Origin of the sequence: Tabrizicola sp. BL-A-41-H6, assembly GCF_050632395.1 — a bacterium.
In the GTDB taxonomy this organism is placed as follows: Bacteria; Pseudomonadota; Alphaproteobacteria; order Rhodobacterales; family Rhodobacteraceae; genus JAUYQR01.
In genome coordinates this window covers 905723-931499 of sequence record NZ_CP192600.1, presented here as the reverse complement: position 1 = coordinate 931499, position 25777 = coordinate 905723, and the positions used below count along the sequence as shown (strand labels likewise).

29 protein-coding genes and 1 pseudogene are annotated in these 25777 nt (G+C 65.1%); 13 read left to right on the top strand and 17 right to left on the bottom strand.

From position 1 onward, the window contains the following. Positions 1–37 precede the first annotated feature (37 nt). On the bottom strand, positions 38–808 hold the full coding sequence (locus ACROUL_RS04675) for a sulfite exporter TauE/SafE family protein (RefSeq protein ID WP_431298381.1): 771 nt from the start codon (positions 806–808) through the stop codon (positions 38–40). 189 nt (positions 809–997) lie between these two features. Between ACROUL_RS04675 and ACROUL_RS04670 the strand changes: the two genes are divergently transcribed. Both ACROUL_RS04670 and ACROUL_RS04665 read left to right on the top strand, forming a co-directional pair. Continuing rightward, positions 998–2662: an acyl-CoA dehydrogenase family protein gene (locus ACROUL_RS04670; protein WP_431298380.1), complete on the top strand. Its 1665-nt coding sequence runs from the start codon at positions 998–1000 to the stop codon at positions 2660–2662. A gap of 66 nt (positions 2663–2728) precedes the next feature. Further along, positions 2729–3742, top strand: a complete 1014-nt coding sequence (locus tag ACROUL_RS04665; protein ID WP_431298379.1) for an NAD-dependent epimerase/dehydratase family protein — start codon at positions 2729–2731, stop codon at positions 3740–3742. On the opposite strand, the gene ACROUL_RS04660 is transcribed toward ACROUL_RS04665, so the two are convergent. The 12 genes and pseudogenes from ACROUL_RS04660 to folK form a co-directional block, all read right to left on the bottom strand. Next, the gene (locus ACROUL_RS04660) at positions 3739–4962 is read right to left on the bottom strand and encodes an MFS transporter (protein WP_431298378.1); all 1224 of its coding nucleotides are present in this window, start codon (positions 4960–4962) and stop codon (positions 3739–3741) included. The genes ACROUL_RS04665 and ACROUL_RS04660 overlap by 4 nt on opposite strands. Before the next feature lie 63 nt (positions 4963–5025). Beyond that, the gene (gene recO, locus ACROUL_RS04655; protein WP_431298377.1) at positions 5026–5745 is read right to left on the bottom strand and encodes a DNA repair protein RecO; all 720 of its coding nucleotides are present in this window, start codon (positions 5743–5745) and stop codon (positions 5026–5028) included. A 79-nt stretch (positions 5746–5824) separates the two neighbouring features. Beyond that, positions 5825–6160 (bottom strand): DUF1491 family protein, encoded by a 336-nt coding sequence (locus ACROUL_RS04650; protein ID WP_431298376.1) that lies wholly within the window; start codon positions 6158–6160, stop codon positions 5825–5827. Positions 6161–6232: 72 nt separating this feature from the next. After that, entirely contained in the window at positions 6233–7150 is a 918-nt protein-coding gene (era, locus tag ACROUL_RS04645; protein ID WP_431298375.1) for a GTPase Era, read from the bottom strand. After that, a pseudogene (rnc, locus tag ACROUL_RS04640) lies at positions 7146–7833 on the bottom strand (ribonuclease III); the annotation flags it as partial. The pseudogene rnc and the gene era, both read right to left, overlap by 5 nt. Beyond that, complete coding sequence (lepB, locus tag ACROUL_RS04635) at positions 7830–8618, bottom strand: signal peptidase I (protein WP_431298374.1); 789 nt, start codon at positions 8616–8618, stop codon at positions 7830–7832. The gene lepB and the pseudogene rnc, both read right to left, overlap by 4 nt. A 66-nt stretch (positions 8619–8684) precedes the next feature. After that, positions 8685–9122: a holo-ACP synthase gene (acpS, locus tag ACROUL_RS04630; RefSeq protein WP_431298373.1), complete on the bottom strand. Its 438-nt coding sequence runs from the start codon at positions 9120–9122 to the stop codon at positions 8685–8687. Continuing rightward, positions 9119–9892, bottom strand: a complete 774-nt coding sequence (locus ACROUL_RS04625; protein ID WP_431298372.1) for a pyridoxine 5'-phosphate synthase — start codon at positions 9890–9892, stop codon at positions 9119–9121. The genes acpS and ACROUL_RS04625 overlap by 4 nt, the downstream gene beginning before the upstream one ends. Positions 9893–9927: 35 nt before the next feature. Further along, positions 9928–10611, bottom strand: coding sequence for a DUF2062 domain-containing protein (locus ACROUL_RS04620; RefSeq protein ID WP_431298371.1), 684 nt, complete (start codon positions 10609–10611; stop codon positions 9928–9930). Positions 10612–10675: 64 nt separating this feature from the next. Continuing rightward, positions 10676–12793, bottom strand: a complete 2118-nt coding sequence (locus ACROUL_RS04615) for a RelA/SpoT family protein (RefSeq protein WP_431298370.1) — start codon at positions 12791–12793, stop codon at positions 10676–10678. Positions 12794–12824: 31 nt separating this feature from the next. Further along, positions 12825–13178 (bottom strand): DNA-directed RNA polymerase subunit omega, encoded by a 354-nt coding sequence (gene rpoZ, locus ACROUL_RS04610; RefSeq protein WP_431298369.1) that lies wholly within the window; start codon positions 13176–13178, stop codon positions 12825–12827. A gap of 84 nt (positions 13179–13262) precedes the next feature. After that, complete coding sequence (gene folK, locus ACROUL_RS04605) at positions 13263–13847, bottom strand: 2-amino-4-hydroxy-6-hydroxymethyldihydropteridine diphosphokinase (RefSeq protein ID WP_431298368.1); 585 nt, start codon at positions 13845–13847, stop codon at positions 13263–13265. A gap of 148 nt (positions 13848–13995) precedes the next feature. Here folK and ACROUL_RS04600 point away from each other — a divergent pair, with 148 nt between their 5' ends. Beyond that, a complete protein-coding gene (locus ACROUL_RS04600; RefSeq protein WP_431298367.1) occupies positions 13996–14571 on the top strand; it encodes an NYN domain-containing protein in 576 nt (191 codons plus the stop codon). 79 nt (positions 14572–14650) lie between these two features. Then, complete coding sequence (locus tag ACROUL_RS04595; protein ID WP_431298366.1) at positions 14651–15076, top strand: YqaA family protein; 426 nt, start codon at positions 14651–14653, stop codon at positions 15074–15076. On the opposite strand, the gene ACROUL_RS04590 is transcribed toward ACROUL_RS04595, so the two are convergent. Beyond that, positions 15066–15833 (bottom strand): esterase/lipase family protein, encoded by a 768-nt coding sequence (locus tag ACROUL_RS04590; protein ID WP_431298365.1) that lies wholly within the window; start codon positions 15831–15833, stop codon positions 15066–15068. The genes ACROUL_RS04595 and ACROUL_RS04590 overlap by 11 nt on opposite strands. Positions 15834–15922: 89 nt before the next feature. On the opposite strand from ACROUL_RS04590, the gene ACROUL_RS04585 reads away from it, so the two are divergent. From ACROUL_RS04585 to ACROUL_RS04575, 3 genes are read left to right on the top strand one after another with little or no spacing between them, the layout of a single operon-like run. After that, a complete protein-coding gene (locus ACROUL_RS04585; protein ID WP_431298364.1) occupies positions 15923–16375 on the top strand; it encodes an NUDIX domain-containing protein in 453 nt (150 codons plus the stop codon). Then, positions 16372–16860 carry a GreA/GreB family elongation factor gene (locus tag ACROUL_RS04580; RefSeq protein ID WP_431298363.1) on the top strand — a complete coding sequence of 163 codons (489 nt, stop codon included), beginning with the start codon at positions 16372–16374 and terminating at the stop codon, positions 16858–16860. The genes ACROUL_RS04585 and ACROUL_RS04580 overlap by 4 nt, the downstream gene beginning before the upstream one ends. Continuing rightward, positions 16857–17342 carry a GNAT family N-acetyltransferase gene (locus ACROUL_RS04575; protein WP_431298362.1) on the top strand — a complete coding sequence of 162 codons (486 nt, stop codon included), beginning with the start codon at positions 16857–16859 and terminating at the stop codon, positions 17340–17342. The genes ACROUL_RS04580 and ACROUL_RS04575 overlap by 4 nt, the downstream gene beginning before the upstream one ends. Here the strand turns inward: ACROUL_RS04575 and ACROUL_RS04570 are convergent. The 3 genes from ACROUL_RS04570 to ACROUL_RS04560 all read right to left on the bottom strand — a co-directional run bounded on the left by ACROUL_RS04570 (position 17318) and on the right by ACROUL_RS04560 (position 20338). Further along, a complete protein-coding gene (locus ACROUL_RS04570; RefSeq protein ID WP_431298361.1) occupies positions 17318–18157 on the bottom strand; it encodes a DMT family transporter in 840 nt (279 codons plus the stop codon). The genes ACROUL_RS04575 and ACROUL_RS04570 overlap by 25 nt on opposite strands. A gap of 204 nt (positions 18158–18361) precedes the next feature. Then, positions 18362–20008 carry a chaperonin GroEL gene (gene groL / locus ACROUL_RS04565; RefSeq protein ID WP_431298360.1) on the bottom strand — a complete coding sequence of 549 codons (1647 nt, stop codon included), beginning with the start codon at positions 20006–20008 and terminating at the stop codon, positions 18362–18364. A 42-nt stretch (positions 20009–20050) separates the two neighbouring features. After that, a complete protein-coding gene (locus ACROUL_RS04560) occupies positions 20051–20338 on the bottom strand; it encodes a co-chaperone GroES (RefSeq protein WP_305568492.1) in 288 nt (95 codons plus the stop codon). Between the two features lie 187 nt (positions 20339–20525). Here ACROUL_RS04560 and ACROUL_RS04555 point away from each other — a divergent pair, with 187 nt between their 5' ends. From ACROUL_RS04555 to ACROUL_RS04530, 6 genes are all read left to right on the top strand, one after another. After that, positions 20526–21515 carry a TraB/GumN family protein gene (locus ACROUL_RS04555; protein ID WP_431298359.1) on the top strand — a complete coding sequence of 330 codons (990 nt, stop codon included), beginning with the start codon at positions 20526–20528 and terminating at the stop codon, positions 21513–21515. Between the two features lie 8 nt (positions 21516–21523). Further along, the gene (locus tag ACROUL_RS04550) at positions 21524–22264 is read left to right on the top strand and encodes an MBL fold metallo-hydrolase (RefSeq protein WP_431298358.1); all 741 of its coding nucleotides are present in this window, start codon (positions 21524–21526) and stop codon (positions 22262–22264) included. A 76-nt stretch (positions 22265–22340) separates the two neighbouring features. Next, on the top strand, positions 22341–23261 hold the full coding sequence (locus tag ACROUL_RS04545; RefSeq protein WP_431298357.1) for a manganese-dependent inorganic pyrophosphatase: 921 nt from the start codon (positions 22341–22343) through the stop codon (positions 23259–23261). A gap of 17 nt (positions 23262–23278) precedes the next feature. Further along, a complete protein-coding gene (locus ACROUL_RS04540) occupies positions 23279–24169 on the top strand; it encodes a TIGR01459 family HAD-type hydrolase (RefSeq protein ID WP_431298356.1) in 891 nt (296 codons plus the stop codon). Between the two features lie 191 nt (positions 24170–24360). Beyond that, complete coding sequence (locus tag ACROUL_RS04535) at positions 24361–24804, top strand: MaoC family dehydratase (RefSeq protein ID WP_431298355.1); 444 nt, start codon at positions 24361–24363, stop codon at positions 24802–24804. 27 nt (positions 24805–24831) lie between these two features. Continuing rightward, positions 24832–25755: a bifunctional riboflavin kinase/FAD synthetase gene (locus ACROUL_RS04530; RefSeq protein ID WP_431298354.1), complete on the top strand. Its 924-nt coding sequence runs from the start codon at positions 24832–24834 to the stop codon at positions 25753–25755. The last annotated feature ends 22 nt before the right edge of the window (positions 25756–25777 follow it).

Here is a 25777-nt window from a genome sequence, read left to right as displayed (position 1 = left end):
CAGGGGATGTCCCGACCCTGCAGGTCGATTCATGCGGTCAGGCGAACAGCGCCTGACGCACGAGGTTAAGCCCGGTGACGATCAGCAACCCTTGGGTCCAGCGGCGAAAGCGGGTCTGATCGAGCCTGTCCTGCACCGCGTAGCCGACCTTCAGCCCAATGAGCGCCGGGATCGACAGCACCGCCGAGAAGGCAAGCGAGGGGCCGTTCGCTACCCCTGTGCCAAGGTGCGCGGCCAGAAGCGCAACCGCGCCGATCAGGAACACAACGCCCTGCGCGCGGACCGCCTCGATCTTCGTGGCGCCGGTGGAGAGGAGGTAGATCAGCAAGGGCGGCCCCCAGATGCCCGATACCCCGCCGTAAAGCCCGCCGATCACCCCCAGGCACCATTCCGCGCGGGTTTGGTGATGCAGGCGGATCGCAAGGCTGAAGCCCGCCAGTTGCAGCGCCGCAAAGATGGTGATCGGCAGGCCGAGGAGCAGAAGGAACGCCTCGCGCGGGATCAATGCGGCGAAGGGGGCCGAGACGGCGATGAAGATCACCGTGCCGATCAGGAAGCGGCGGTAGGTGAAGGCGGTGTCCTTTGCGGCGGGAACACCCTGCCGGAAGGCCTGCGACAGGTTGGTGAAAAGTGTGGGCAGGATCAGCCCTGCCAAGGCAACCTCGGGCGGCAGGAAGGACGAGAAGGCCGAAATCATGATCATCGGCATCGCAAAGCCGACCGCGCCCTTCACAAAGCCCGCGACCCCGGCCACCGCCAGCGCCACCAGAAAGGCGGGGGCCGAAAGGCCATCCATCAGAACATCCATCGCGCCATCCGTCTTGGGTGCGGCCTTTGTGACCGATGCGCGGACTGGGCGAAAGGTGGCGCTGCCGCAAATTCAGCCGCGACACTTTAATGCGTGGACGATATTTATGACGAAACGATATTGCTCTGCGGATGCGAAGGCATTAGGTCTTTGCAGGTGCAGAATCCCGTAGATGACCGGAGCGCAAAGATGCCGCATGATGGCCAGACCATGACCCAGTCCGCCGCCCTGACCAACCTTCTGGCCCTGACCGCCGCCGCGCTGCCCGAGGTGGAGGCGCTGCTGGCATCGGCGCGTGAAAACGTCCGGGGCGAGGTGACTGTTGCGAGCAAGGTCTCGCCCGCGCTGATGGAGGAGCATCAGGCGGCCGCACATGCGATGGCGTGGCTGGCGACCTATGTCGAGGCGCTGCGCCAGATGCAGGCCTGGGCTGGGCGGATCAAGGCCGAGGGCAAGTTTGGGCACATGGAGGCACTGATCCTGCAGATCGCGTTCGGGGAATACCTGAACCAGATCGCGGGCGGCATCCCGATGAGCCAGGGCGAGATCGCGCGATTGGCCGATCTGGGCGTGACATGGCAGCCGGGCGATGCGGCGCGGGCGTTGATGGCGGGCGGCAACACCAATGCGGCGCGGCTGGAGCTGGTGGCGCTGATGCGGGACAACCACGGGCGGGCGACGTTCGGCGTGACTGGGTTGGACGATGAGCTGGAGATGATCCGCGACCAGTTCCGCCGTTTTGCCGATGACGAGGTGATCCCTCATGCGCAGGGCTGGCACCTGCGCGACGAGTTGATCCCGATGGAGGTGATCGACAAGCTGGCCGGGATGGGCGTCTTTGGCCTGACGATCCCCGAGGCGTATGGTGGGTTCGGGCTGTCGAAAGCGTCGATGGTGGTGGTGAGCGAGGAGCTGTCACGCGGGTATATCGGCGTGGGCAGCCTTGGCACGCGGACCGAGATCGCGGCGGAATTGATCCTGTGCGGCGGGACCGAGGCGCAGAAGGAACAGTGGCTGCCAAAGCTGGCGAGCGGAGAGATCTTGCCGACGGCGGTGTTCACCGAACCGAACACCGGGTCCGACCTTGGGTCGTTGCGCACCCGGGCGGCGAAGGTGGGGGACGACTGGCAGATCACCGGCAACAAGACATGGATTACCCATGCCGCCCGCACCCATGTGATGACGGTGCTGGCGCGGTCGGTTCCCGGCACCACGGATTACCGGGGATTGAGCATGTTTCTGGCGGAAAAGACGCCGGGGACGGATGAGACGCCGTTCGTCGACGCAGGGCTGTCGGGTGGCGAGATCGAGGTTCTGGGTTACCGGGGCATGAAGGAATACACCGTCAACTTCGACGGCTTTGCGGTGAAGGGGGAAAACCTTCTGGGCGGGGTCGAAGGTCATGGCTTCAAGCAGTTGATGCAGACGTTCGAAAGCGCGCGCATCCAGACGGCGGCACGCGCCGTGGGTGTGGCGCAATCGGCGCTGGAGACCGGGATGCAATATGCGACCGACCGCCAGCAGTTCGGCAAGCCGCTGATCGCGTTTCCGCGCGTGGCGGGGAAGCTTGCGATAATGGCGGTGGAGATCATGGTGGCGCGGCAGCTGACCTATTTCAGCGCCTGGCAGAAGGACCATGACAAGCGCTGCGATCTGGAAGCGGGGATGGCCAAGTTGTTGGGCGCGCGGGTGGCATGGGCTGCGGCGGACAATGCGTTGCAGATCCACGGCGGCAACGGCTTTGCGCTGGAATACCGGATCAGCCGCATCCTGTGCGACGCGCGCATCCTGAACATATTTGAGGGCGCGGCCGAGATTCAGGCGCAAGTCATCGCGCGACGTCTGCTGGACTGATCTTTGCTTGCTTTGCCGCCGGTCGCGGCGGAGAGTTGACGGCATCAGGGTTTGTCGAGGCTGGCAATGGCGGAACTGGTTCTGCTGACCGGCGTGTCCGGGTTCATCGCAAAGCACGTGGCGCTGCGGCTGTTGAATGCCGGCTACGACGTGCGCGGCACGCTGCGTCGGCTGGACCGGGCCGATGAGGTGCGCGCCGCCGTGGCGCATCAACTTGGCAGCCGTGCGGGCAGCCTGTGCTTCGCGCAGGCCGATCTGGAGGCGGACGCCGGCTGGGCCGAGGCGATGGCCGGGGTGACGGCGGTTGTGCACACCGCGTCGCCCTTTCCGATCGCCCAGCCCAAGGATGCGAACCTCTTGATCCGGCCTGCCGTCGAAGGCACCCGGCGGGTGCTGAAGGCGGCACATGCGGCGGGCGCGCGGCGGGTGGTGCTGACCTCGTCGACCGTGGCGGTGATCAACGACGGCAAGCCGAACACGCTGCAGGACGAGGCCGACTGGTGCGACGTGACCCTGCCCGAGACGACGGCCTATGCCAAATCGAAGACCCTCGCGGAACGCTCGGCTTGGGAATACGCGCGGGCAAGCGGGCTGGCGCTGACCACGATCAACCCCGGTCTGGTGCTGGGCCCGCCCATGGACGAACACTACGGCACGTCGTTGTATCTGGTGGAGCGGATCCTGAAGGGCCGCGACCCGATGCTGCCCGCGATCGGGTTTCCGATCGTCGATGTGCGTGACGTGGCCGAGATGCACCTGCGCGCGCTGCAACGGCCTGCCACCGAGGGACGGCGCTACATCGCGGCGGCGGGCACGCTGGCGATGGTCGACATGGGGCTGGTGCTAAAGGCGGCCTATCCGGTGCGCAGGATTCCGACGCGGGTGGCGCCAAACCTGTTGTTGCGCGCGCTGGCGCTGGTTGATCCGGGCGTGCGGGCGATCCTGCCGAAGCTTGGCCATCTGGACCGGGTGTCGAACGCCCGTGCGGTGCAGGAAATGGGGATGGAGTTCGTGGCCCCGAAAGCCGCCCTTCTGGCCAGCGCCGACTGGCTGGTAAAGCATGGGCGCATCTGGGCCTAAGCCTCGGCCCCGCCGCGTGACGGTCGCAGGGTGCCAAGCCTTGGATGCAGCCGTCCCGCAACCGCCCAGGACGCCAGAAGCCCTAGGCCAGCGGCCAGGAACACCCCCGGCAGCGGTGCGATCCACAGCACAAGCCACGCGGCACCGGGCGTGACGATTCCCGACACGTCACGGAAGCTGGAATAGACCGCCGACATCTCGGTCCGTTCCGACGGTTTCACCGACATCAGGAACGGCAGCCCGCCGACCACGTCCAGCGCCACGAGGAACAGGGACGCCGCCATCATCATGACAACCGCCGCCCAAGGCAGAAAGGACGACAGCGCCGACGCGCAGAAAAGCCCCCCGCAGATGCCGAAGGCCAACCGCACCGACCGGCGCACCGACAGGCGACGCACCACCCGGTTCAGCGCCGGGGCGGCGAACAGGAGGGCGTTGGTGCAAGACAGGGCAATGCCGCCGACCTTGTCGCCCAGCCCCGTCTCGATGCAGAAGATCGGCAGATAGACGACATAGACCCACCAGCCGCAACTGCGCGTCACCGCGAACATCCAGCCCGCAATCAGCCGGGGCTGGCTGAAGAACCGCCCGAGATAGGCGACCGGATTGACCGCCTGCCGCTTGGCCCGGGTGATCTGCTTGCCGTTGCCCAGTCGCAGCACCCAGAACGACACCAGAAGGACGAAGGCGAACAGCCCCGCCACCAGAAACGGCGCGGGCGCCCAGTAGTGGTAAAGGCTGACCCCCGCCATCGGCCCCAGCGTCCATGCGGTGGCGGCATAGGCCATCTGGGTGGATTGGCTGCGGCCAAGGTTGGCGCGGTCGACGTAATCCAGCACATAGGCATTCAGGCAGACGAAGATCGTCACCGTCGCCATCGCGTTGGCCATCAGCGCCAAGGGCACCGACCAGCCGGTGCCGATGGCCCCCAGCGTCATGCCGACCAGATACAGAACCACGCCCCCGGTATAGGCCCAGCGCCGGGGGATCAGCCGTGTCGCCCAAGGCACCATCAGCCCCCAGACCAGCGCCACGATGCCTGAGATGAAGAACACGATCGAGGTCGATTGCGCATCACCCAGCGCGTCATACACGACCAACGGCATGGTCGAGATCAGCATCCCGCGCACCGCAGCATCCAGACCGGCAAGCAGGGCAAAGTTTTCGATACGGGGCGTCGGGCTGTGCGTCAGCGCGAGGGGCAGATAGCGGGTTACCATGATGCCCCATTGGCACGGCGCGTGCGGGTTCCGTCTGTCACGCGTGCGACATGTTGGGTCGTTTCAAGCGGAGCGGGCCAGAAGGTCAACCAGCCGCGAACGCGCTTCGGGCAAGGGGCGCCCTTGCAGCACCGGTGCAAGCTCGCGGGCAAGGAAATGGGTGGTGATCGCCAGCCCGTCGCGCACCGCCGCCGCGTCCATTGCGCCGTCGCCGGCCAGTCCCTGCGGCAGTGGCAACAGCCGGTCGGCCCATTCCCCCGCGCCCGCGACAGACACCGCCCTGCCGGTGCGCGGGCTGACATAGGCAAGCCCCTCGCTGGCCCCGGTGACGGTGCAACGGTCAAGATCGAGGCCGAAGCCGAGCTCTTCCAGCAGGCAGATTTCCCAGCGCAGGTAGGTGGCTGGCCACCCATCGGCGTCAAGCGCATCCAGCAAGGTCATGGTCCGACGCCACAGTTCCGGATGCGCCTCACGTTCGGGCAGGGCGGCGCGCAGCAGCGCACAGACCGAGGTCAGCCCCGCCAGCGCCAGCCGGTCCGACAGCACGCCGGCGCGGGATTTCAACGGCTCGACCGTGAAGGCGCCGATGTGGTCATCAAGCCGCGCCCGCCACGTCACGGCCAGTTGGCTGCCGGGTTGCAGCGTGGCTGCCATCTTGCGCGACGCACCGCCGCGCACGACGCCGGCATGGCGGCCGTGGGCCTTGGTGAACACCTCGATGATCGCGGCGCTTTCGCCATGCGGTCGCATGACCAGAAGCGCGCCTTCGTCCCGCCATTCCATGGGGCGCAGTATCGCGGCCCCGCCGGGCCGCCACAAGAGCGGTTGATCCAGGCTGGCGGCGCGCGCGATCCGGATTCGGTCAGTCCGACAGCCCGTCTTCGTCCAGGAGCGTCCGGCCCTGCCGATCTTCCAGTTCGATCAGCCACAGGTCAGGGTCGCGGGCGCGCTGGCGGGTCAGCATCGCATCAACCTCGGCCTCAGGGCCTTCGGCCATCTGCATCCAGGCGCGCGCGCCGCTCGTAAGGTCTGACCGCCGCTCGAACGCCCGCGCGGTGCCATCCAGCAGCGCGACCTTCACCACCACCGCGCCAGCCTGGGCATCACCCTTGGCGGTGACATAGGCGGGGATGTCGGCCAGCCGCAGCCGGGTCAGATAGGCCGATACCCAGATGCCCGAGGCCAGACGCGCGCTCATATGATCCGCTCTTTTCCAGAATGTTCCCACTGGAGGCGCCGCAGCCGTCGCCCCAATGTGAGGCCAGGCGCCTCAGGCATCGCCGTCCTTGAAATCCAGTCCCATTTCGGAATAGCGCTCGGGCTCGTCCAGCCAGTTCGGGCGCACCTTCACCTGCAGGAAAAGATGCACGGTGCGGCCGAGGAATTCGGAAATCTCGGCCCGCGCGGCCTGCCCGATCGCCTTGATCGTCTCGCCCTTGTTGCCAAGCACGATGCCCTTGTGGCCGTCGCGCGCGACATAGACGATCTGGTCGATACGGGTGGTGCCGTCGGGCTTGTCTTCCCACTTTTCGGTCTCGACCGTCAGCTGGTAGGGCAGTTCCTCGTGCAGGCGCAGGGTCAGCTTTTCGCGCGTCATCTCGGCCGCGATCATCCGCATCGGCAGGTCGGCGATCTGGTCCTCGGGGTAGAACCACGGGCCTTCGGGCACTTCGGCCGCCAGCCATTCGCGCAGGTCCGCCACGCCGTAGCCCTTTTCGGCGCTGATCATGAAGGTCTTCTTGAACGGATAGGCGCCGTTCAACTGTTCTGCCATCGCCAACAGCGTTTCAGCCTTTACCCGGTCGATCTTGTTGATCGCCAGCGCTACAGGCTGATCCTTGGGCATCTCGTCGGCAAGCCGGTCGATGATCGCCTGAACGCCTTCGGTCAACCCGCGCGTCGCCTCGACCAGAAGCACGATCACGTCGGCATCCGACGCCCCGCCCCACGCTGCCTTGACCATCGCGCGGTCAAGCCTGCGGCGCGGGCGGAAGAGGCCGGGCGTGTCGACGAACACGATCTGCGCCTGACCTTCCATGCAGACGCCACGGATCCGGGTGCGGGTGGTCTGCACCTTGTGCGTGACGATGGAAATCTTCGCCCCGACCATCCGGTTCATCAGGGTGGACTTGCCGGCATTCGGCTCGCCGATCAGGGCCACAAAGCCCGCGCGGGTAGTGTCGGTCATGTCTCGTCCTCCAGCCGTGCCAGCAGCGACTTCGCGGCTTGCTGTTCGGCGATGCGTTTCGATCCGGCTTGCGCCTCGGCGCGGGCGCCGTCTTCCAGCGTCACGGCAACCGTGAACAGGGGTTGATGATCCGGGCCGGTGCGGCCAGCCTCGGTATAGGTGGGGGGCGGCATGCCGCGGGCCTGCGCCCATTCCTGCAGCGCGGTCTTGGCGTCGCGGGCGTCGCTGTCGACCGCGCCGATCCGGCCGCCCCACAGGCGCAAGACCAGCGCCTTCGCCGCCTCGAACCCGCCATCAAGGTAGACGGCGGCGATCACCGCTTCCAGCGCGTCGCCAAGGAGCGCCTCCTTGCGCCGGCCGCCCGACAGCATTTCGGACCGGCCAAGTTTCAAGACATCGCCCAGACCCAGATTGCGCGCGACGTCGGCGCAGGTTTCCTTGCGCACCAGCGCGTTGAAGCGCGGCGCTAGCTGGCCTTCGGAGGCATCGGGGTCAGCATCCAGCAGCGCCTCGGCCATCACGAGGCCAAGGACGCGGTCACCAAGGAATTCCAGCCGCTGGTTGTCTGGCCGGGTCGATGACGAGATCGAGGCGTGCGTCACCGCGCGCAAGAGGTGGTCGGGCGTGCGGAACGTATGTCCCATACGGCCCTCGAGGGCCTTGAGATCCGCCGAAAGCCTCACTCAATCGCCTTGAAGAAGCGATCCGACCGCCACGTCCAGAAATACAGCATGCGGGTGCCGGCCGACGAAAAGATCACCCGGTCGGCGCGGCCGATCAGGTTTTCCGCCGGCACGAAACCGACGCCACCGGCGCGCTGGTTGAAGCGGCTATCCATGCTGTTGTCGCGGTTGTCGCCCATGAAGAAGTAATGTCCCGCCGGCACGGTGAACACATCGGTGTTGTCGCCGCCGCCGTTGGTGTCGATGTTCAGGATGTTGTGCTTTTGCCCTTCGGGCAGGGTTTCGATGAACCGGCTGCGGGTGCAGATGCCACCGTCGCCCACGGCCCCGTTTTCGCAGCGCGGGCGGCTGCGCATCGGGCCTTGCGGTTCGTTGATTTCCTCGAACACGCCGGCGGGTTCCTGCGGAGCCTCGACCCCGTTGATGAACAGGACGCCATTCTTCATCTGGATCGTGTCACCGGGCAGGCCGATCAAGCGCTTGATGAAATCGGTGCCGTTCACCGGGTGGCGGAACACCACGACATCGCCACGCTGGGGTTCGGACCCGAGGATGCGGCCCGTGATCGGGCACAGGCCGAAGGGGCAGGAATAGCGCGAATAGCCATAGGCCATCTTGTTGACGAACAGGAAGTCGCCGATCAAGAGCGTATCCTTCATCGATTCCGAGGGAATCCAGAAGGGCTGGAAGAACAGGGTGCGGAACACGCCCGCGATGATCAGTGCCCAGAATACGGTCTTGATCGTTTCCACGATGCCGCCGTCGGATTTCTTAGCTGATGCCATGCTGCCCTGCCTGCCGGATTTCGCGCTACATGCGCGCGGGGCAAGCGCGAGTCAAGCGCAGGCCCTTCAAGTGTGTGTCGAACCCGAAGCCGTGATGGCCCCGGCCAGCGGGCGCGCCTCGATCACCACGAAGGCCTGCGCCCACGGGTGGTCGTCGGTCAGGGTGACGTGGATCAGCGCCTCGTGGCCTTCGGGGGTCATCTCGCGCAGGCGTTCGGCGGCCCAGCCGGTGACGTGCATCACGGGTTGGCCGGACCGCAGGTTCGTCACCGCCATGTCCTTCCAGCCGATCCCCATGCGCAGGCCCGTTCCCAGCGCCTTTGAACACGCCTCTTTGGCGGCCCAGCGTTTGGCGAAGGTCGCGGCCACCGCGCGCGGGCGGCTTTCGGCCTTGGCCTGTTCATGGTCGGTGAACACCCGGTCGCGGAACCGGTCACCGAACCGGGCAAGCGTCGCCTCGATGCGTTCGATGTTGGCAAGGTCGCTGCCAATGCCGAGGATCATGCCCGTGCCGCATCCATCCGGCGGCGCATTTCCTCGATCGCCGGGCCAAGGCCACGGAAGATCGCCTCGCCGATCAGGAAGTGGCCGATGTTGAGTTCGGCGACCTCTGGGATTGCCGCGATGGGGCCGACGTTGTCGTACGTCAGACCGTGGCCGGCGTGAACCTCAAGCCCGACGGCGGCGGCGAGGCGTGCGCCTTCGCGCAGGAAGCCCAACTCACGTTCGGCAAGGTCGGGGTGGCCGTCAGCCAGAAGGTCGGCGTAAAGCCCGGTGTGCAGTTCCACGACGGCGGCGCCGATGCGGGCGGAGGCTTCGATCTGGCGGGCGTCATGGCTGATGAACATGCTGACGCGGCAGCCGGCCTCGGTCAGGGGCGCGATGAAGGCGGCAAGGCGGGTCTTGTCGCCAGCGACATCAAGGCCGCCTTCGGTCGTCCGTTCTTCACGCTTTTCAGGCACAAGGCATACGGCATGGGGTTTGTGGCGCAGCGCAAGCGCCTGCATTTCGGCCGTCGCGGCACATTCGAAATTTAGCGGCACGGTGATCGCGGCGATCAACGCGTTGATGTCGGCGTCGCGGATGTGGCGGCGGTCTTCGCGCAGGTGCGCGGTGATGCCGTCAGCCCCGGCCGCTTCGGCCAGCAGGGCTGCGCGCAAGGGATCGGGCCATGCGGTGCCGCGCGCGTTGCGGACGGTGGCGACATGGTCGATGTTCACGCCGAGGCGAAGATGCCGGGGGGCAAGGCTGCGGCCGCGCGGTAGAGTTGCCATCGAAGTTCTTTCTGCGTCTTGTGCTGTGGCCTATGTTACGGAGTTCCGGGGCCGTCGTCACCCTCGCCGCTGTCATCGCGCTCGGCTTTCCGCTTCAGTTTGGCGGCGGCGGTTGCCACGGTTTCGCGCAAGGACCGACGGCGCTCGCTGCGTTCCTTGGCCTTGGCCGCGCGGGCTTTCTGGTACGCTTCGACGAGCGGGATCGTGACATAGTAGGCAGCACCACTGATCAGGATGGCCGGACCAAGCGCACCAATGAAATACGGCAGGTAAATCTCGTTCCAGAACTCGAAAAGTCCGCCCCAGCGGGCCTTCTCCGGGCCGAAGAGCGCGGTGAAGTTATACCACAGATCCTGGCCCGCATTGGAAAACGCGCCAAGGATGTAGTCCGCGTTCAAGGGCGCTTCGATGCCCATGATCCAGTGACCAAGCGTCATGGCCAGAACGGCGAAGAATGGCGTGGTCACCGGATTGGTGTTGAAGGTGGCCAGAAGCGAGGCCAGCACGTTGCCGCGGATCAGCCGCGCCGCACCCCATGCGGCCACAAACTGCAACCCCGGCAAGGGCAAAAAACCGATCAGCGAGCCTGCGAACACGCCGCGCGCAACACGGTGCGGTTGGTCGGGCAAGCGGCGCATCCGGTAGACTACATAGCGGATCGCACGCTTGAAGCCGCCGCGGGGGTAGACTTGCTCTCGCAGCCAAGGGCCCCAGCCCAACGGTTTTCTGCGCTTGAAGACCAACTTGCGTCCTTCCCGTCCGGTGCAATTCCCGGTTCAAGCCCTATGGCCTGCGTGTCAAATCCCTGTGACGCGAGATCTGCGCCACATCCGTTTCCGCCTCGAGTGCGGTCATCACCATGTGCAGATGTTCCACATCGCGCAGGTCTACGTCGATAACAAGGCGATAAAAGTCCGGTTTTCTGTCCGTGAACCTGAGGTCGGAGATATTGGCCTTCTGCTCTCCGATCAAGGTGCAGATACGGCCTAGAACGCCTGCGTCATTGGAAATCGTGATTTCCAACGTGATCGTGTAGACCGGTGCATGGCGGCCGGAATGCCATTGCAGATCGACCCAGCGCGCGGTCTGATCCTCGAATTCCTCCAACGCGGGGCAGTCGATGGCGTGAACCACAACGCCCTGACCGCGGTAGGTGATGCCGACGATGCGTTCGCCCGGCACCGGCTGACAGCATTGCGCGCGCTTGAAGGTCTGATCGGCGGTCAGGCCGACGACGGGGCGCTTGGCATCGACCTCTTCGGAGGTGGCCTGCGCAAGGTCGGGATAAAGCGTCTCCACCACCCGCCGGGCGGTGAGTTCGGCCGAGCCGAGGCGGGCGAGAAGGTCGTTTTCATCCGCAAGGCCCAGCATCTTGGCCGCCGTGCGCAGCGCCTTGTCGGTGGCCTTCTTGCCGACATGGTCAAAGGCGGCGCGGGCAAGTTCCTGACCAAGCTTGACGAAACGGCCCCGGTCCTCTTCGCGCAAGCTGCGGCGGATCGCGGCCTTGGCGCGGCCGGTGGTGACGATGTCGATCCACGACGATTGCGGGCGCTGGCCTTCGGCGGTGATGATCTCGACCGACTGGCCGTTCTTCAGCCGGGTCCATAATGGCACGCGGATGCCGTCGATCTTGGCCGACACGCAGGAGTTTCCGATCCGGGTATGGATCGCATAAGCGTAATCGAGGGGCGTGGCCCCCCGCGGCAGCTGGATCACGTCACCTTTCGGGGTGAAGCAGAACACCTGATCGGAATACATCTCGAGCTTGACGTTTTCGAGGAATTCGTCGGTGTCGCCCGCGTCCAGCCGTTCGGTCAGCGCCGCGATCCACTTGGCGGGATCGACGGCAAAGGGGTTCTTCGCGCGCACGCCTTCGCGGTAGGACCAATGCGCGGCAACACCGGCTTCGGCCACTTCGTGCATCTCGCGCGTGCGGATCTGCACTTCGACGCGCTTGCCGTCGCGACCTGAAACGGTGGTGTGGATCGAACGGTAACCGTTGTTCTTGGGTTGGCTGATGTAATCCTTGAACCGGCCCGGCACCGCGCGCCAGCGTTGGTGGATCACGCCGAGGATGCGGTAACAATCAGCGACCGAACCGCAGATGACGCGAAACCCGTAGATGTCGGAGAGGCGCGAAAAGGCGAGGTCTTTCTCCTGCATCTTGCGCCAGATCGAGTAGGGCTTTTTCGCGCGGCCGAAAACGTCCGCCTCAAGCTGCGCCTTTTCCAGTTCGTGCCGGATATCGCCTGTAATCTTGTGAACGACATCCCCCGCCTCGCGCTGAAGGGTCAGGAAGCGGCGGATGATGGAATTGCGCGCCTCGGGGTTGAGAACTTTGAAGGACAGATCCTCCAACTCCTCGCGCATCCATTGCATCCCCATCCGGCCGGCAAGGGGGGCAAATATCTCCATCGTCTCGCGGGCCTTCTGGGCCTGCTTGTCCGGGTTCATCGACCGGATGGTGCGCATGTTGTGCAACCGGTCGCCCAGTTTGACGAGGATCACCCGCAGGTCCTTGGACATCGCCATGAACAGCTTGCGGAAGTTTTCCGCCTGCTGGTTTTCTGTCGACGACAGTTGCAGGTTCGTCAGCTTGGTCACGCCATCGACCAGTTCCGCCACCTCCTCGCCAAAGAGCGAGGTGATTTCGGTGTAGGTCGACCGGGTATCCTCGATGGTGTCGTGCAAAAGCGCGGTGATGATCGTCGCGTCATCCAGCCGCTGTTCGGTCAGGATCGCGGCGACGGCCACGGGATGGGTGAAATAGGGTTCGCCCGATTTCCGCATCTGGCCGTCGTGCATGCGAAAAGCGTAGGCGTAAGCCTTGCGGATCAGGTCGGCATTGCACCGCGGGTTGTAGTTGCGGACAAGGGCGATGAGGTCTTCGACGTCGATCATCAGCGCCCTGCCTTGCGGGTTTGTCGCCCGGTCAGATGTCGCCTTGCGCTTCCATCAGCGCGCGCAACAGCTTTTCTTCCGACATGTCGTCGACCATCGGGCGATCCATCTCGCCGCCCATCAGAAGCGCCATCTGGTCTTCTTCGGGTTCGTCGACTTCGATCTGGGTCTGGTGGCTTTCGATCATCCGCTCGCGCAGGCTGTCGGCAAGCTGGGTTTCCTCGGCGATCTCGCGCAGCGAGACGACGGGGTTCTTGTCATTGTCCCGCTCGACCGTGATCGGCGATCCGGCTTGGATCTCACGCGCACGGTGCGCAGCCAGCATCACCAGTTCGAACCGGTTCGGAACCTTGTCGACGCAATCTTCGACCGTTACGCGGGCCATGGCAAACTCCAGTTCGGGTGGCGCATTGGAAGTGGCCTATGTAGTCGCTGCATTATTTCTTGACAAGCGTTGAATCGGGCCGATTCACAGCGGCTTTACGGCGTCCACGTCCGACCGTGGCAGGGCGGCCAGCATCGCTGCTACCGTCTGGCCGGTGCGCGGATGCACCCAGTCGGGCGCGACATCCGCCAAGGGAACCAGAACGAACGCCCGGTCCTGCATCCGCGGGTGCGGCAGGATCAACTGGTCGGGCGTGGTGCCGATCTGCTGGTCGGGTGGCAGCAGCCGCCAGCGGTCCTGGGTCTGGGCGTCGGGCAAGACCGAATCACCAACCGCCAACAGGTCGATGTCCAGGGTCCGCATCCCCCACCGCTGCACCCGCTTGCGACCGAACCGCGCCTCGACCGCGTGGAACCGCGCCAGAACCGAGGCCAGCAGGGATGCCGGATCGGCCCCTTCCTCGGTCGGAAAGGCGACCACGGCGGCGGCGTTCACATAATCCGGCCCGGCACCGGGCGGAAAACACGGCGTGGCGAAAAGCCGGCTCATCGCGACCACTTCGACCCCATTTGCCGCAAGTTCGGTTACAGCTTGCTTCAGACTTTCGGCGGGCATTTGCCCATCGAATGGCAGGTTTGCGCCAAATGCAACCAGAGCGTGTGTTTTCATATCACTTTTCATCCACTTTATAGTACGCTTGACTTGCAATGGGGAGTTTCAGACAGATATTCCCACTTCGTTGTCCAGCGGATTTCGCTATATAAAGAGCAGATCAAAAAAAGTTCGATTGGTACGACGGGTTTTGAGGGGACACTGAATGTTTTACAAGGACGAACGGCTTGCGCTGTTCATCGATGGTTCAAATCTCTACGCAGCCGCAAAGGCGCTGGGATTTGACATCGACTACAAACTTCTGCGCATGGAGTTCATCCGTCGCGGCAAGATGTTGCGTGCATTCTACTATACCGCGCTGCTGGAAAACGACGATTATTCGCCGATCCGCCCGCTGGTCGACTGGCTGCATTACAACGGCTTCACGATGCGCACCAAGCCGGCCAAGGAATACACCGACAGCCAAGGACGGCGGAAGGTGAAGGGCAACATGGACATCGAGCTGTGCGTCGATGCGATGGAACTGGCAAACCGTGTTGACCATATCGTGCTGTTTTCCGGCGATGGCGATTTCCGCCCGCTGGTAGAAAGCCTGCAACGGCAGGGGGTTCGGGTATCGGTCGTGTCGACGATCCGCAGCCAGCCGCCGATGATCGCCGACGAACTGCGCCGCCAGGCCGACAATTTCATCGAGCTGGACGAATTGCGCGATGTGATCGGTCGCCCACCACGCGAACCGCGGCCCGCTGCAACCGAAGCCGAGGCCGTCGAGGTCAAGTGATGCACCGCACCGACGCGCGCCGGGTGGCGACGGCGCGTGCCGGTCGGTTCATTTGCCCTACGCTTGGGACGACGCCGGGATGATCGCCCTTGCCGGGCTGTTCGCCGCGGCCTTCCTTGCCGCCACGCCGGTTCCGTTTCAGTCGGAAGTGGTGTTTCTGGCGCTGCTCGCCTCGGGCTGGGGCGCGGTGGGGCTGGTCGTCGTCGCCTCGGTCGGCAACGTGCTGGGGTCGTGCGTCACCTACGCGCTTGGCCGCGCGCTGGCCGGGTTTCAGGATCACCGCTGGTTTCCGCTGACGCCGGCGCAGATGGACCGGGCAAGCGGCTGGTTCCGGCGCTGGGGCGTGTGGGTGTTGCTGCTGAGTTGGGCACCCGGTGGGGACCTTGCGGTAGGGATGGCGGGGGTGCTGCGGGTGCCGGTCTGGCAGTTCCTGATCCTTGTCACGATCGCCAAGACCGCGCGCTTTTGCGTCGTGGCCTGTGCGGGTGCCGCCGTCATGGCGTGAGGGCTGCACCTGACAGCGTCTCTTTCACCGCCAACAGGAAGGTCAGGCCGGGGTCGAACCGCCCGTCGGCCAGAAACCGCAGCGTCTGGCGGATCACCACCGGGTTGCGCATCATGAAGGTGTGGGTCACCGGAAGCGCGATGTGGTCGGTCATGCCCTCAAGTCGGGTGCTTTCGACCGTCACCTTGCCGTCGCTCGGCCCCGGCAGCAGCGCGGAATAGACCGGGTTCAGTGACCGCGTTCCCGCGATGATGCCCAAGGCATAATCGGCGGTCGGCAGCGACTTCGGCCATGACTGCGGGCCGGTGCCAAGGCTGGCCCCCGCCTCGCCGTTGACCAATTGAAACACCGGGTTGTCGCCCAGCGCGTCCACCAGTTCCGAACCGTGGTTCGGCGGCGCCAGCATCACCACGCGCCCCATGCGCGCCGGGCGGTTCTGCGCAAGCCAGGCCCGCAACAGGATGCCGCCCATCGAATGCGTCACGAAATGCACCCGTCCCGGCCCGGCCTTTGCCACCGCCGCGCCCACCTCGCGCACAAGGTCTTCGGGCGAGGCCTTGGTCGAAGGGTACGACCAGTTCACCACCCGGTATCCCGCCGCCATCATCGCCCGTGCCAGCGGCGCCAGCGAGGCCTGGCTGCGCGCAAGGCCGTGCAACAGCACGACCGTTTCCCCCTTGTCAGGCGTGGCCGCATCCCGGCCGATGCCTTCGGCACCGGCGGTCAGGCGGCGGGTCAGGGCGCTAAGCGGTGTCATGCCGCCATTGTCTGCCCTGCTGCCGCCCCCGGCAAGGCCGGAGTTCCTTGCGCTGGACAAATCCGACGTCACGTCACACCCTTTGGCGCATGACCCGACGCCCGCCCCGCATCGCCGCCCGCGCGCTGATCCTTGAGGAGGATCGGCTTTTGCTGGTCAATGCCTATCCCGGCGGCACCTCTGACCTGTGGTGCGCGCCGGGCGGCGGGGTCGAGGCGGGACAATCGCTGCCCTACAACCTCGCCCGCGAAGTGCATGAGGAAACCGGGCTGACGGTCACAGTTGGCGAGCCGGTGCTGGTCAACGAATTTCACGATCCGGCCAGCGGGTTTCACCAGATCGAGATCTTCTTTCGCTGCCAGATCACGGGCGGCACGCTTGCGCCCGGCTGGACCGACCCCGAAGGCATAGTCACCGAGCGGCGGTTTTTCAGCCGCAGCGCGCTGGACCTTGGACAGGTGCGATTCAAGCCCGACAGCCTGATCGACGCGGCCTGGGGCAGCACCCTGCGTTACGACCCCTTGGAGGTGATCGTTCGATGAGCCGCGCCTTTGTCAAGGAAAGCACGGGCGAGCTTGACCCCCTGCCCGACCTGCCGATCAGCCCGCATCCGAACTATGTCACCCCGCGCGGGCTTGCGGCGCTGAAGGACCGGCTTCTGGCACGGCAGGCCGATCTGCAGGCTTTGCGCGCCCGCGCCGAACGGCTGGACAAGCAGCCCGAGGCCGCCGCCGAACGCGACATCCGCTATCTGGAGGCGCGGCTTCGGTCGGCCATCGTGATCGACCCAGCCTCTGACACCCGCGCTGTGGCGTTCGGCCATGTGGTGACAGTGGAGGACGAGGCCGGCGCCATAGCCACTTACGAGATCACCGGCGAGGATGAGGCGGATGCCACCGTGGGCCGCATCGCGCCGCAATCGCCGCTGGCCCGCGCGCTGATCGGGGCCGAGGTTGGCGACGAGGTGGTCTGGCGCAAACCGACCGGAAGCGTGCGGCTGACGGTCGTGACGATAGGTCTTCCATGATCCGCCCGCTGACCCGGGCCGACGATGCGGCGGTCTTTGCGCTGCTGCAGGCGTCGGCCGATTACATCCGGATGGAGCGGGACGAGGAGCCGAGCATCGGACTGGTGGAAGAGTTCTTCACCGATGCGCCGCCCGGACTTTCGGCCGAAAACAGCTACCACGCCGGGCTTTTCGATGGGGCGGTGCTGCTGGCGCTGGCCGAGATGTCGTTCGGCTACCCGCAGCCGGGGGACAGCTACCTTGGCCTGATGATGGTGCGCGGCACGGCGCGCGGCCAAGGCGCAGGCGCGCAGATGCTGCGCCACCTTGAAGATGTGGCACGGGCGCGGGGCGCGCGGCAGATGTTCCTTGCCGTCCTGCACGCAAACCCCTCAGGCCGCGCCTTCTGGGAGCGGGAGGGATTCAGTGACACCGGCTTTGCCGGGCAAGCGACGCTTGGTCGCAAGACGCAAGCGGTTCAGCGTCTGGTCAAGCCGCTCTGACGGGTGCCAAGGATCACGCCGCCCAATACCAGCGCGGCGGCAAGGGCAAAGCGCAGGCCGATCCCTTCGCCCAGCATGGCAAGCCCGCCCAAGGCGGCGATCAGCGGCACGGTCAGTTGCGCAAGCCCGGCCCGCGCCGCGCCAAGCGACGGCAGGACCGCATACCAAAGCGCGTAGCCAAGACCCGAGGTCACCGCGCCCGACAGCACGGCAAGGCCGATCCCGGCGGGACTCCACTCGCCTGGCAGCGCCAGCGCCAGACCAAGGATCAGCGGCACCGACAGCACGAAATTCGCGGTCGTCGCTGCCAGCGCATCCGGCGCCACTCGCCCTGCCAGCGAATAGATGCCCCAGCCGATTCCGGCGGCCAGCATCATCAGGGCGTGTGCAGGGCTTGGCGCCTGTGCCGCGGGGGCCAGCAGCAGCACAAGACCTGCGAAAGCGACGCCCGCCCCGGCCCAGCGCCGTGGCGGCACGGCCTCGCCCGCCACAAGCGCGCCGGCAAACATCGTCAACTGCACCGCGCCAAACAGGATCAGCGCCCCGGTGCCTGCGCCCAGCGCCAGATAGGCCAGCGAAAATCCGATCAGGTAGACCGACAGGCCCGCAACTCCTGCAAGCCGCCCCTTCCAGCCCGGCCACTTGCGGCGGGAAAGCGAGAACAGCGCCAGAAGCATCACCGCCCCGGCAACCACCCGGATCGCCGCAAAGCCCATCGGGTCGATCAGCCCACCGCCCACGGCCATCCGGTTCAGGATGGAATTGCCGGCGAAGGCCAGCATCGTCAGCGCCGTCAGAAGGCCAAGCCGGGTCATGGGGTGGACGGCGCGGCGCGGGTCAACGCGGCACCGCCGCCATCGGGCAGATGACACCGGCGCTGTTCGGTGCCTGCGTCGTCGGCATCTGCGCCCTCCCCGGCGAACCATTGCCGGGCAGGCTAGTCCCGGCCTGCCGCCAGCGCAAAGAAAAAGGGCGCACCGAAGTGCGCCCTTTCCCGTTCAGTCCCTGAGAGGGTCTGATTACATCATGCCGTCCATGCCGCCCATGCCGCCCATGCCGCCGCCGCCGCCGGCATTGCCTTTCGGCTCCGGACGATCAGCGATCATGGCTTCGGTGGTGATCAGGAGCGAGGCGACCGAGGCCGCATCTTCCAGCGCGGTACGCGTCACTTTGGCCGGGTCGATCACGCCGAACTTGAACATGTCGCCATATTCTTCGGTCTGCGCGTTGAAGCCAAAGGTCACGTCGTTCGATTCGCGCACCTTGCCGGCCACGACAGCGCCATCGACGCCAGCGTTTTCAGCGATCTGGCGCAGCGGTGCTTCCAGCGCGCGGCGCACGATGGCGATACCGGCGTTCTGGTCGGAGTTCGCACCGGTCAGACCGTCCAGCGATTTGCCAGCCTGAACCAGAGCCACGCCGCCACCGACGACGATGCCTTCCTGAACGGCCGCACGGGTCGCGTTCAGGGCGTCATCAACGCGGTCCTTGCGCTCTTTCACTTCGACTTCGGTCATGCCGCCGACCTTGATCACGGCAACACCGCCGGCCAGCTTGGCCACACGCTCTTGCAGTTTCTCACGGTCGTAGTCCGAGGTGGTTTCCTCGATCTGGGTGCGGATCTGGCTAACACGAGCTTCGATTTCGGCCTTGTTGCCAGCGCCGTCGATGATCGTGGTGTTGTCCTTGGTGATGGTGACCTTCTTGGCCTTGCCAAGCATGTCGATGGTCACCGATTCCAGCTTCATGCCCAGATCTTCGCTGATCACCTGACCGCCGGTCAGGATGGCGATGTCCTGCAGCATCGCCTTGCGACGATCACCGAAGCCCGGAGCCTTGACGGCAGCGATCTTGAGGCCGCCACGCAGCTTGTTGACGACGAGCGTGGCCAGAGCTTCGCCTTCGACGTCTTCCGAGATGATCAGAAGCGGGCGCTGCGACTGGATCACAGCTTCCAGCAGCGGGACCATCGGCTGCAGCGACGAGAGCTTTTTCTCGTGCAGCAGGATGAGGCAGTCTTCCAGATCCGCAACCATCTTGTCGGCGTTGGTCACGAAGTAGGGCGACAGGTAGCCACGGTCGAACTGCATGCCTTCGACGACGGTGGTTTCCGTCTCAAGGCCCTTGTTCTCTTCGACGGTGATGACACCCTCGTTGCCGACCTTCTGCATCGCTTCGGCGATCTGACGGCCGATTTCCGCTTCGCCGTTGGCCGAGATGGTGCCGACCTGGGCGACTTCGGCGCTGTCCTTGACGGGGCGCGAGGCAGCCTTGATCGCAGCCACGACCTTGATCACGGCAAGGTCGATGCCGCGCTTGAGGTCCATCGGGTTCATGCCGGCGGCAACGGCCTTGAGGCCGTCCTTGATGATGGCCTGCGCCAGCACGGTCGCGGTGGTGGTGCCGTCGCCGGCTTCGTCATTGGTGCGGGAAGCGACTTCCTTCACCATCTGCGCGCCCATGTTCTCGAACTTGTCGGCCAGTTCGATTTCCTTGGCGACGGTGACGCCGTCCTTGGTGATGCGGGGCGAACCGAACGACTTGTCGATCACCACGTTGCGGCCTTTGGGGCCGAGGGTCACTTTGACAGCGTCGGCGAGGATGTTGACGCCGCGCAGCATGCGGTCGCGGGCATCGGTGTCGAATTTGACGTCTTTAGCAGCCATTTGATAAGCTCCTTGAATGGGTTAGCAAGAAACGGGACGATCTCAGGCGATGATGCCGAGAATGTCGCTTTCCTTCATGATCAGCAGGTCTTCACCGTCGAGTTTGACTTCGGTGCCGGACCATTTGCCAAACAGGATGCGGTCGCCGGCCTTCACGGACGGTGCGATCAGCTCGCCCGAGTCCTTGCGTGCGCCTTCGCCGACCGAGATGATCTCGCCTTCTGCGGGTTTTTCTTTAGCGGAATCCGGAATGATCAGGCCGCCCTTGGTCTTGTCTTCGCCTTCGATGCGACGGACAAGCACGCGGTCATGCAGCGGTTTGAAAGCCATCTGGGTGTACTCCCTTGAGTTTCCAGGTTGTGATCTCTTAGCACTCACAGGACGCGAGTGCTAACGGCGCATCAGGTAGGCGAAGCATCGCGCGCTGTCAACACCGTGACCCTGGGGAAACCGTGTTTTCGCCTTGCCTTTGCCGGTGGCGGTGGCAACGTCGGCCGGCAACCGCATCCGGGGTCACATGACGCGAATCCTTGCCTGTATCGCCGCGCTGTTTCTTGCCGCATCCCCACTTTCGGCCGAATGCACAGGCGAAAACCTGCTGGCGACGATGCCGGCGGGCGAACGCGCCGCGTTGCAGGCCGCCGCCAACGATGCGCCCTACCCCACCGGCAATTTCTGGCGCGCGACCCGGGGCGGCGAAGTCATAACCCTGATCGGCACCTACCATTTCGACGATCCACGCCATCAGCCGACGCTAGAGGCGATCACCCCCTTGATCGAAACTGCGACCACCGTTCTGGTCGAGGCCGGACCGGAAGAGGAAGCCGCCCTTCTGGACATGATGGCGCGGAACCCGTCGCTGATGACGATCACCGAAGGCCCGACCCTTCTGGAACAGATGTCGCCGGAAACCTGGGCGATGCTGTCGGACGCGATGTCAAAGCGCGGTGTTCCGGGTTTCATGGCCGCGAAACTACGGCCCTGGTATGTCAATGTGCTGTTGGCCATACCGCCCTGCGCGATGGCCGGGATGACCGACCCGAAGGGCCTTGACGGTATGGTGATCGACACCGCCGAAGCCAAGGGCGTGCCGGTGAAGGCGCTGGAGCCGTTCGACACCGTGTTCGACATTTTCGGCGCGATGACCGAAGCCGAACAGATCGCGATGATCCAGGCGACGCTGCTGCTGGAGGAACGCTCGGCCGATTTCTTCATCACGCTGGCGGACGCCTACTTTGCCGGGGAAAGCAGGTTGGTGTGGGAACTGATGCGCAAGGTGTCTTACGAACAGGCCCTTGTCCCGCGCGCCGAAGTCGACGCCGAATTCGCCAAGATGGAAGAAGTGCTGATGGCAGGCCGCAACCGGGCATGGATTCCCGTACTTGAACAGGCCGCGACAGCCGGGCCGGTTCTGGCGGCCTTTGGCGCACTACACCTGCCGGGCGATGCCGGCGTGCTGGCCTTGCTGGAGGCGGAAGGCTTCAGCATCGAACCGCTGCCGCTGTGACGCCTGCGTTGCTTCAGGGCCACCGCGCCAGTCGGTTGTATGTCCTCGACTTCGGCCTTTTCAACGTGCGAAACGGCGAGCGGATCATCGGTATCGCCGGCTATCTGGTGGAAACCGACCGGGGCGCACGGGTGCTGATCGACACCGGCTTTCCGCCCGCCTACGCGACTGACCCCGGTATCGCCGACCGCGACGGGCTGGCCCGCTTTGGCCGCCTGATCGACTATTCGCCGCGTCAGACCGCCGAGGGCCAGCTTGCCGTTCTGGGCCTGACGCCTGCAGACATCGACCTTCTGGTCGTGAGCCACGGCCATATCGACCACGTCGGATCTTTGCCGTTGTTCGGCTGCCCGGTGGTTATGACCGTCCGCGAACGCGCCGACCCGTCACCGAGCTATTTTGGCACCGCCCGCCCGATGGCGTGGCCAGATACGACCTATCACCTGATCGACGCGGATACTGTGCTGTGTGACGGGCTGACCCTGATCCCGACCCCCGGCCATACGGCGGGGCACCTGTCGGCCCTCGTCACCCTGCCCGACACCGGCCCGGTGATCCTTGCGATCGACGCGCTGAACCGGATTTCAGAGCCTGCCGAACGCTTCGCCGACTCTGCCGATCCCTTCGCCTCGCAAATCTCGGCCGACCGGCTGTTCGCGCTTCGGGACGCAACGGGCGCGATGCTGATCTACGGGCATGAACCGACGCAATGGCCGGGATTGCGCAAGGCCCCCGCGTTCTACGGTTGAGCGTGACGGTGGCGTGACAATCCCCGCCGCCTCGCCTATACCGCGCCGCAAATCCCACGCTTGAAGGTTTGCCAGCATGTCCACGCTTGTTTTCGGCCACAAATCCCCCGACACCGATGCCACGATGTCTGCCATCGTCTGGGCCTGGTATCTGACCAACCTGCGTGGCGGCGATGCCAAGCCCGCCCTTCTGGGCGAGCCGAACACCGAAGCGGCCTTTGTGCTGAAGCACTGGGGCTTTGAAAAGCCGCAGATCATCGCGGATGTGACGGCGGGCCAGAACGTGGTGATCGTCGACACCAACAACCCCGCCGAACTGCCGCCCTCGATCAACGAGGCCAACATCATGGCGATCATCGACCATCACATGCTGGTCGGCGGCCTCAAGACCAAGACCCCGATCAACGTGGTGATGCGCCCCTTGGCCTGCACCGCGACTGTGATGCACGACATCATGGGCGACGACGTGGCGAAACTGCCGCGCGAAGTGAAAGGCGCGATGCTTTCGTGCATCGTGTCGGACACGCTGCAATTCCGCTCGCCCACCACCACCGACCATGACCGCGCGGTGGCCGAAAAGCTGGCCGCCGACATCGGCGTGGCGATCCCTGAACTGGCCGCCAAGATGTTCGAGGCGAAGTCGGACGTGTCGGCGTTCTCGGACGCCGAACTGCTGCGGATGGATTCGAAGGAATACAACGTCGCAGGCAAGGAACTGCGCGTCTCGGTGCTGGAAACCACCGCGCCCAAGGTGGTCTTGGACCGCAAGGCCAGCCTGATGGCCTCGATGGAGGCTGTGGCAAAAGAAGATGGCGCGGATCAAGTTCTGCTGTTCGTGGTTGATATCCTGAAGGAAGAAGCCACGCTTCTGGTGCCGAACGATCTGGTCAAGCAGATGGCCGAAGCCTCGTTCGGGGCAAAGGTCACCGGCGACACCGTGGTGCTGCCGGGTATCATGAGCCGCAAGAAGCAGATCATCCCGGCGCTGAAACTCTGACCCGAAAGGCTGCCCCCGTGACCGAGATCATCGCCCGTCTGGCCGAAATAGGCACACGCTACGATGCGGTGTTCTGCGATCTGTGGGGCTGTCTGCACAATGGCAAGGCGGCCTATCCCGAGGCTGTCGCCGCGTTGCAGGCGTTCCGGGCGAAGGGTGGCGCGGTGGTCTTGCTGACCAATGCGCCGCGCCCGAACGCCAGCGTCGCGCGCCAGATCGACGCGCTTGGCGTGCCGCGCGATGCGTGGGACCTGATCGTGTCATCGGGCGATGCGGCGCAGATGGGGATGCTGTCGGGCGCGGTTGGCCGCCGGGTGCATCACATCGGCGCGGTGAAGGACGAGGTGTTCTTCACCGAGTTCGCCGACGATCTTGCCGCCTATGCCGCCACGCAGCCGCCGATCACCCGCGTGCCTTTGGCCGAGGCGGAGGGGGTCGTCTGCACCGGTCTGGCGAACGATCTGACCGAAATCCCGAACGACTATCGCGCCCAACTGCTGCTGGCCAAGACGATGGGCCTGCCGATGCTGTGCGCCAACCCTGACATCGTCGTCGACCTTGGCGACAAGCGGCTTTATTGCGCCGGGGCCTTGGCCGAGGCCTATGAGGCGATGGGCGGCGAAGCGCTTTACTTCGGCAAGCCGCATCCGCCGATCTACGATCTGGCACGGCGCAGGCTGGCGGCGCTGACCGGCCCGGACGACGCACAGATCCTGTGCATCGGCGACGGCATCGGCACCGATGTGCAGGGCGGGGTGTCCGAGGGCTTGGATACCTTGTTCGTCACCGGCGGGCTTGCCGCCGACCAGTTCGGGCCGGATGCTGCCAACCCCGATGCCGCCCTTCTGTTGCCGTGGCTTGAGGCGCGCGAGTTGTCAGCCACCTTTGCCATCGGCTTCTTGCGCTGACGCTGTGCCTTGGCCCGACCCGGAGGGTTTCACACCGTCCGGACCTCGCGTGGGATATTTTGGCAAAGAGGAAGCCAGACAGAGTAAGAATATTACGATTTGTTAGGTCCATACAGACATAAATTGCGCAAAGGATTTGCGCCGCGTCGCAGCGTGCGGTAGCCTTGGCCGATCCTTGGGGGATTCGCACCATGCTGGACAACATGCCGCGCGGCACGATCTGCATCGAAGACATCGAGATCGGCATGACGCGTCACCTTACAAAGACGGTGACCGACCGCGACATCCAGCTGTTTGCCGAAGTGTCGACAGACCACAATCCGGTGCATCTGGACGAGGCCTATGCACAAGACACCATCTTCGCCGGCCGCATTGCGCATGGAATGCTGACCGCAGGCCTGATTTCGGCGGTGATCGGCGAGCAGCTTCCGGGCCACGGCACGGTCTACCTTGGCCAGTCGCTGCGCTTTCTCGCACCCGTCCGTCCCGGCGATACGGTGCGCGCGGAGGTAACAGTCACGGCGATTGACCATGCCAAACGGCGGGTCACCCTTGAAACCCACTGCGCAGTCGGTAAAACCGTGGTCCTGAAGGGTGAGGCGCTGGTTCTGGCGCCGAGCCGCAAGTTCGACTAAGGGGCAAGGCCCCCAGACCGGGGCGGAATGCAACACCACCATCATTGGACAGGGCTTTCCGAAGCCGCCCGCGGCGCATCGGTAGCGATGGGCAATTTCGACGGGCTGCATCTTGGTCACCGGTCGGTGATCGACCTTGCACGCGGCGCCGCCCCCCTTGGCATCGTGACCTTCGAGCCGCATCCGCGTGAATACTTTGCCCCCGACGCCCCGCCCTTCCGCCTGATGAACGCCGAGGCGCGGGCGAACCGGCTGGCCAAGCTGGGGGTGGAGCAGTTGTATCAGCTGCCGTTCGACGCCACCCTTGCCAGCCTTACACCGGAGGAGTTCGCGCGGGACGTGCTGGCCGATGGTCTGGGCGTGAGCCATGTCGTGGTCGGCGCGGATTTCTGTTTCGGCAAGGGACGCAAAGGCCGCGCCGCCGATCTGGCCGCCCTTGGGCAGACGCTGGGATTTCGCACAACCATCGCGCCACTGATCCGGCAAGGCGAGCGCGAGATTTCGTCGACCGCGATCCGCGCGGCACTGAGCGAAGGCCGCCCGCGCGATGCCGCCGCTATGCTGGGCCACTGGCACCGGATCGAAGGAGAGGTGCTGCACGGCGAAAAGCGCGGGCGCGAGCTGGGTTACCCGACCGCGAACATGAGCCTTGCCGGACTGCACCTGCCGCGCTTTGGTGTGTATGCCGTGCTGGTCGATATCCTGACCGGCCCGCAGGCGGGCAGCTATCATGGCGCGGCCAGTCTGGGCGTGCGGCCGATGTTCGGGGTGAACACGCCGAACCTTGAAACCTTTCTCTTCGACTTCAAGGGCGACCTTTATGGCCAGCACCTGTCGGTCGCGCTGGTCGAATTCCTGCGGCCGGAGTTGAAGTTCGACGGCCTGCCCGGGCTTGTCACCCAGATGGCGGCGGATTGTGACCAGGCGCGGGCGATCCTGACCGCGCTTTGATTGCAAGGGCGCGCCCGCAGCG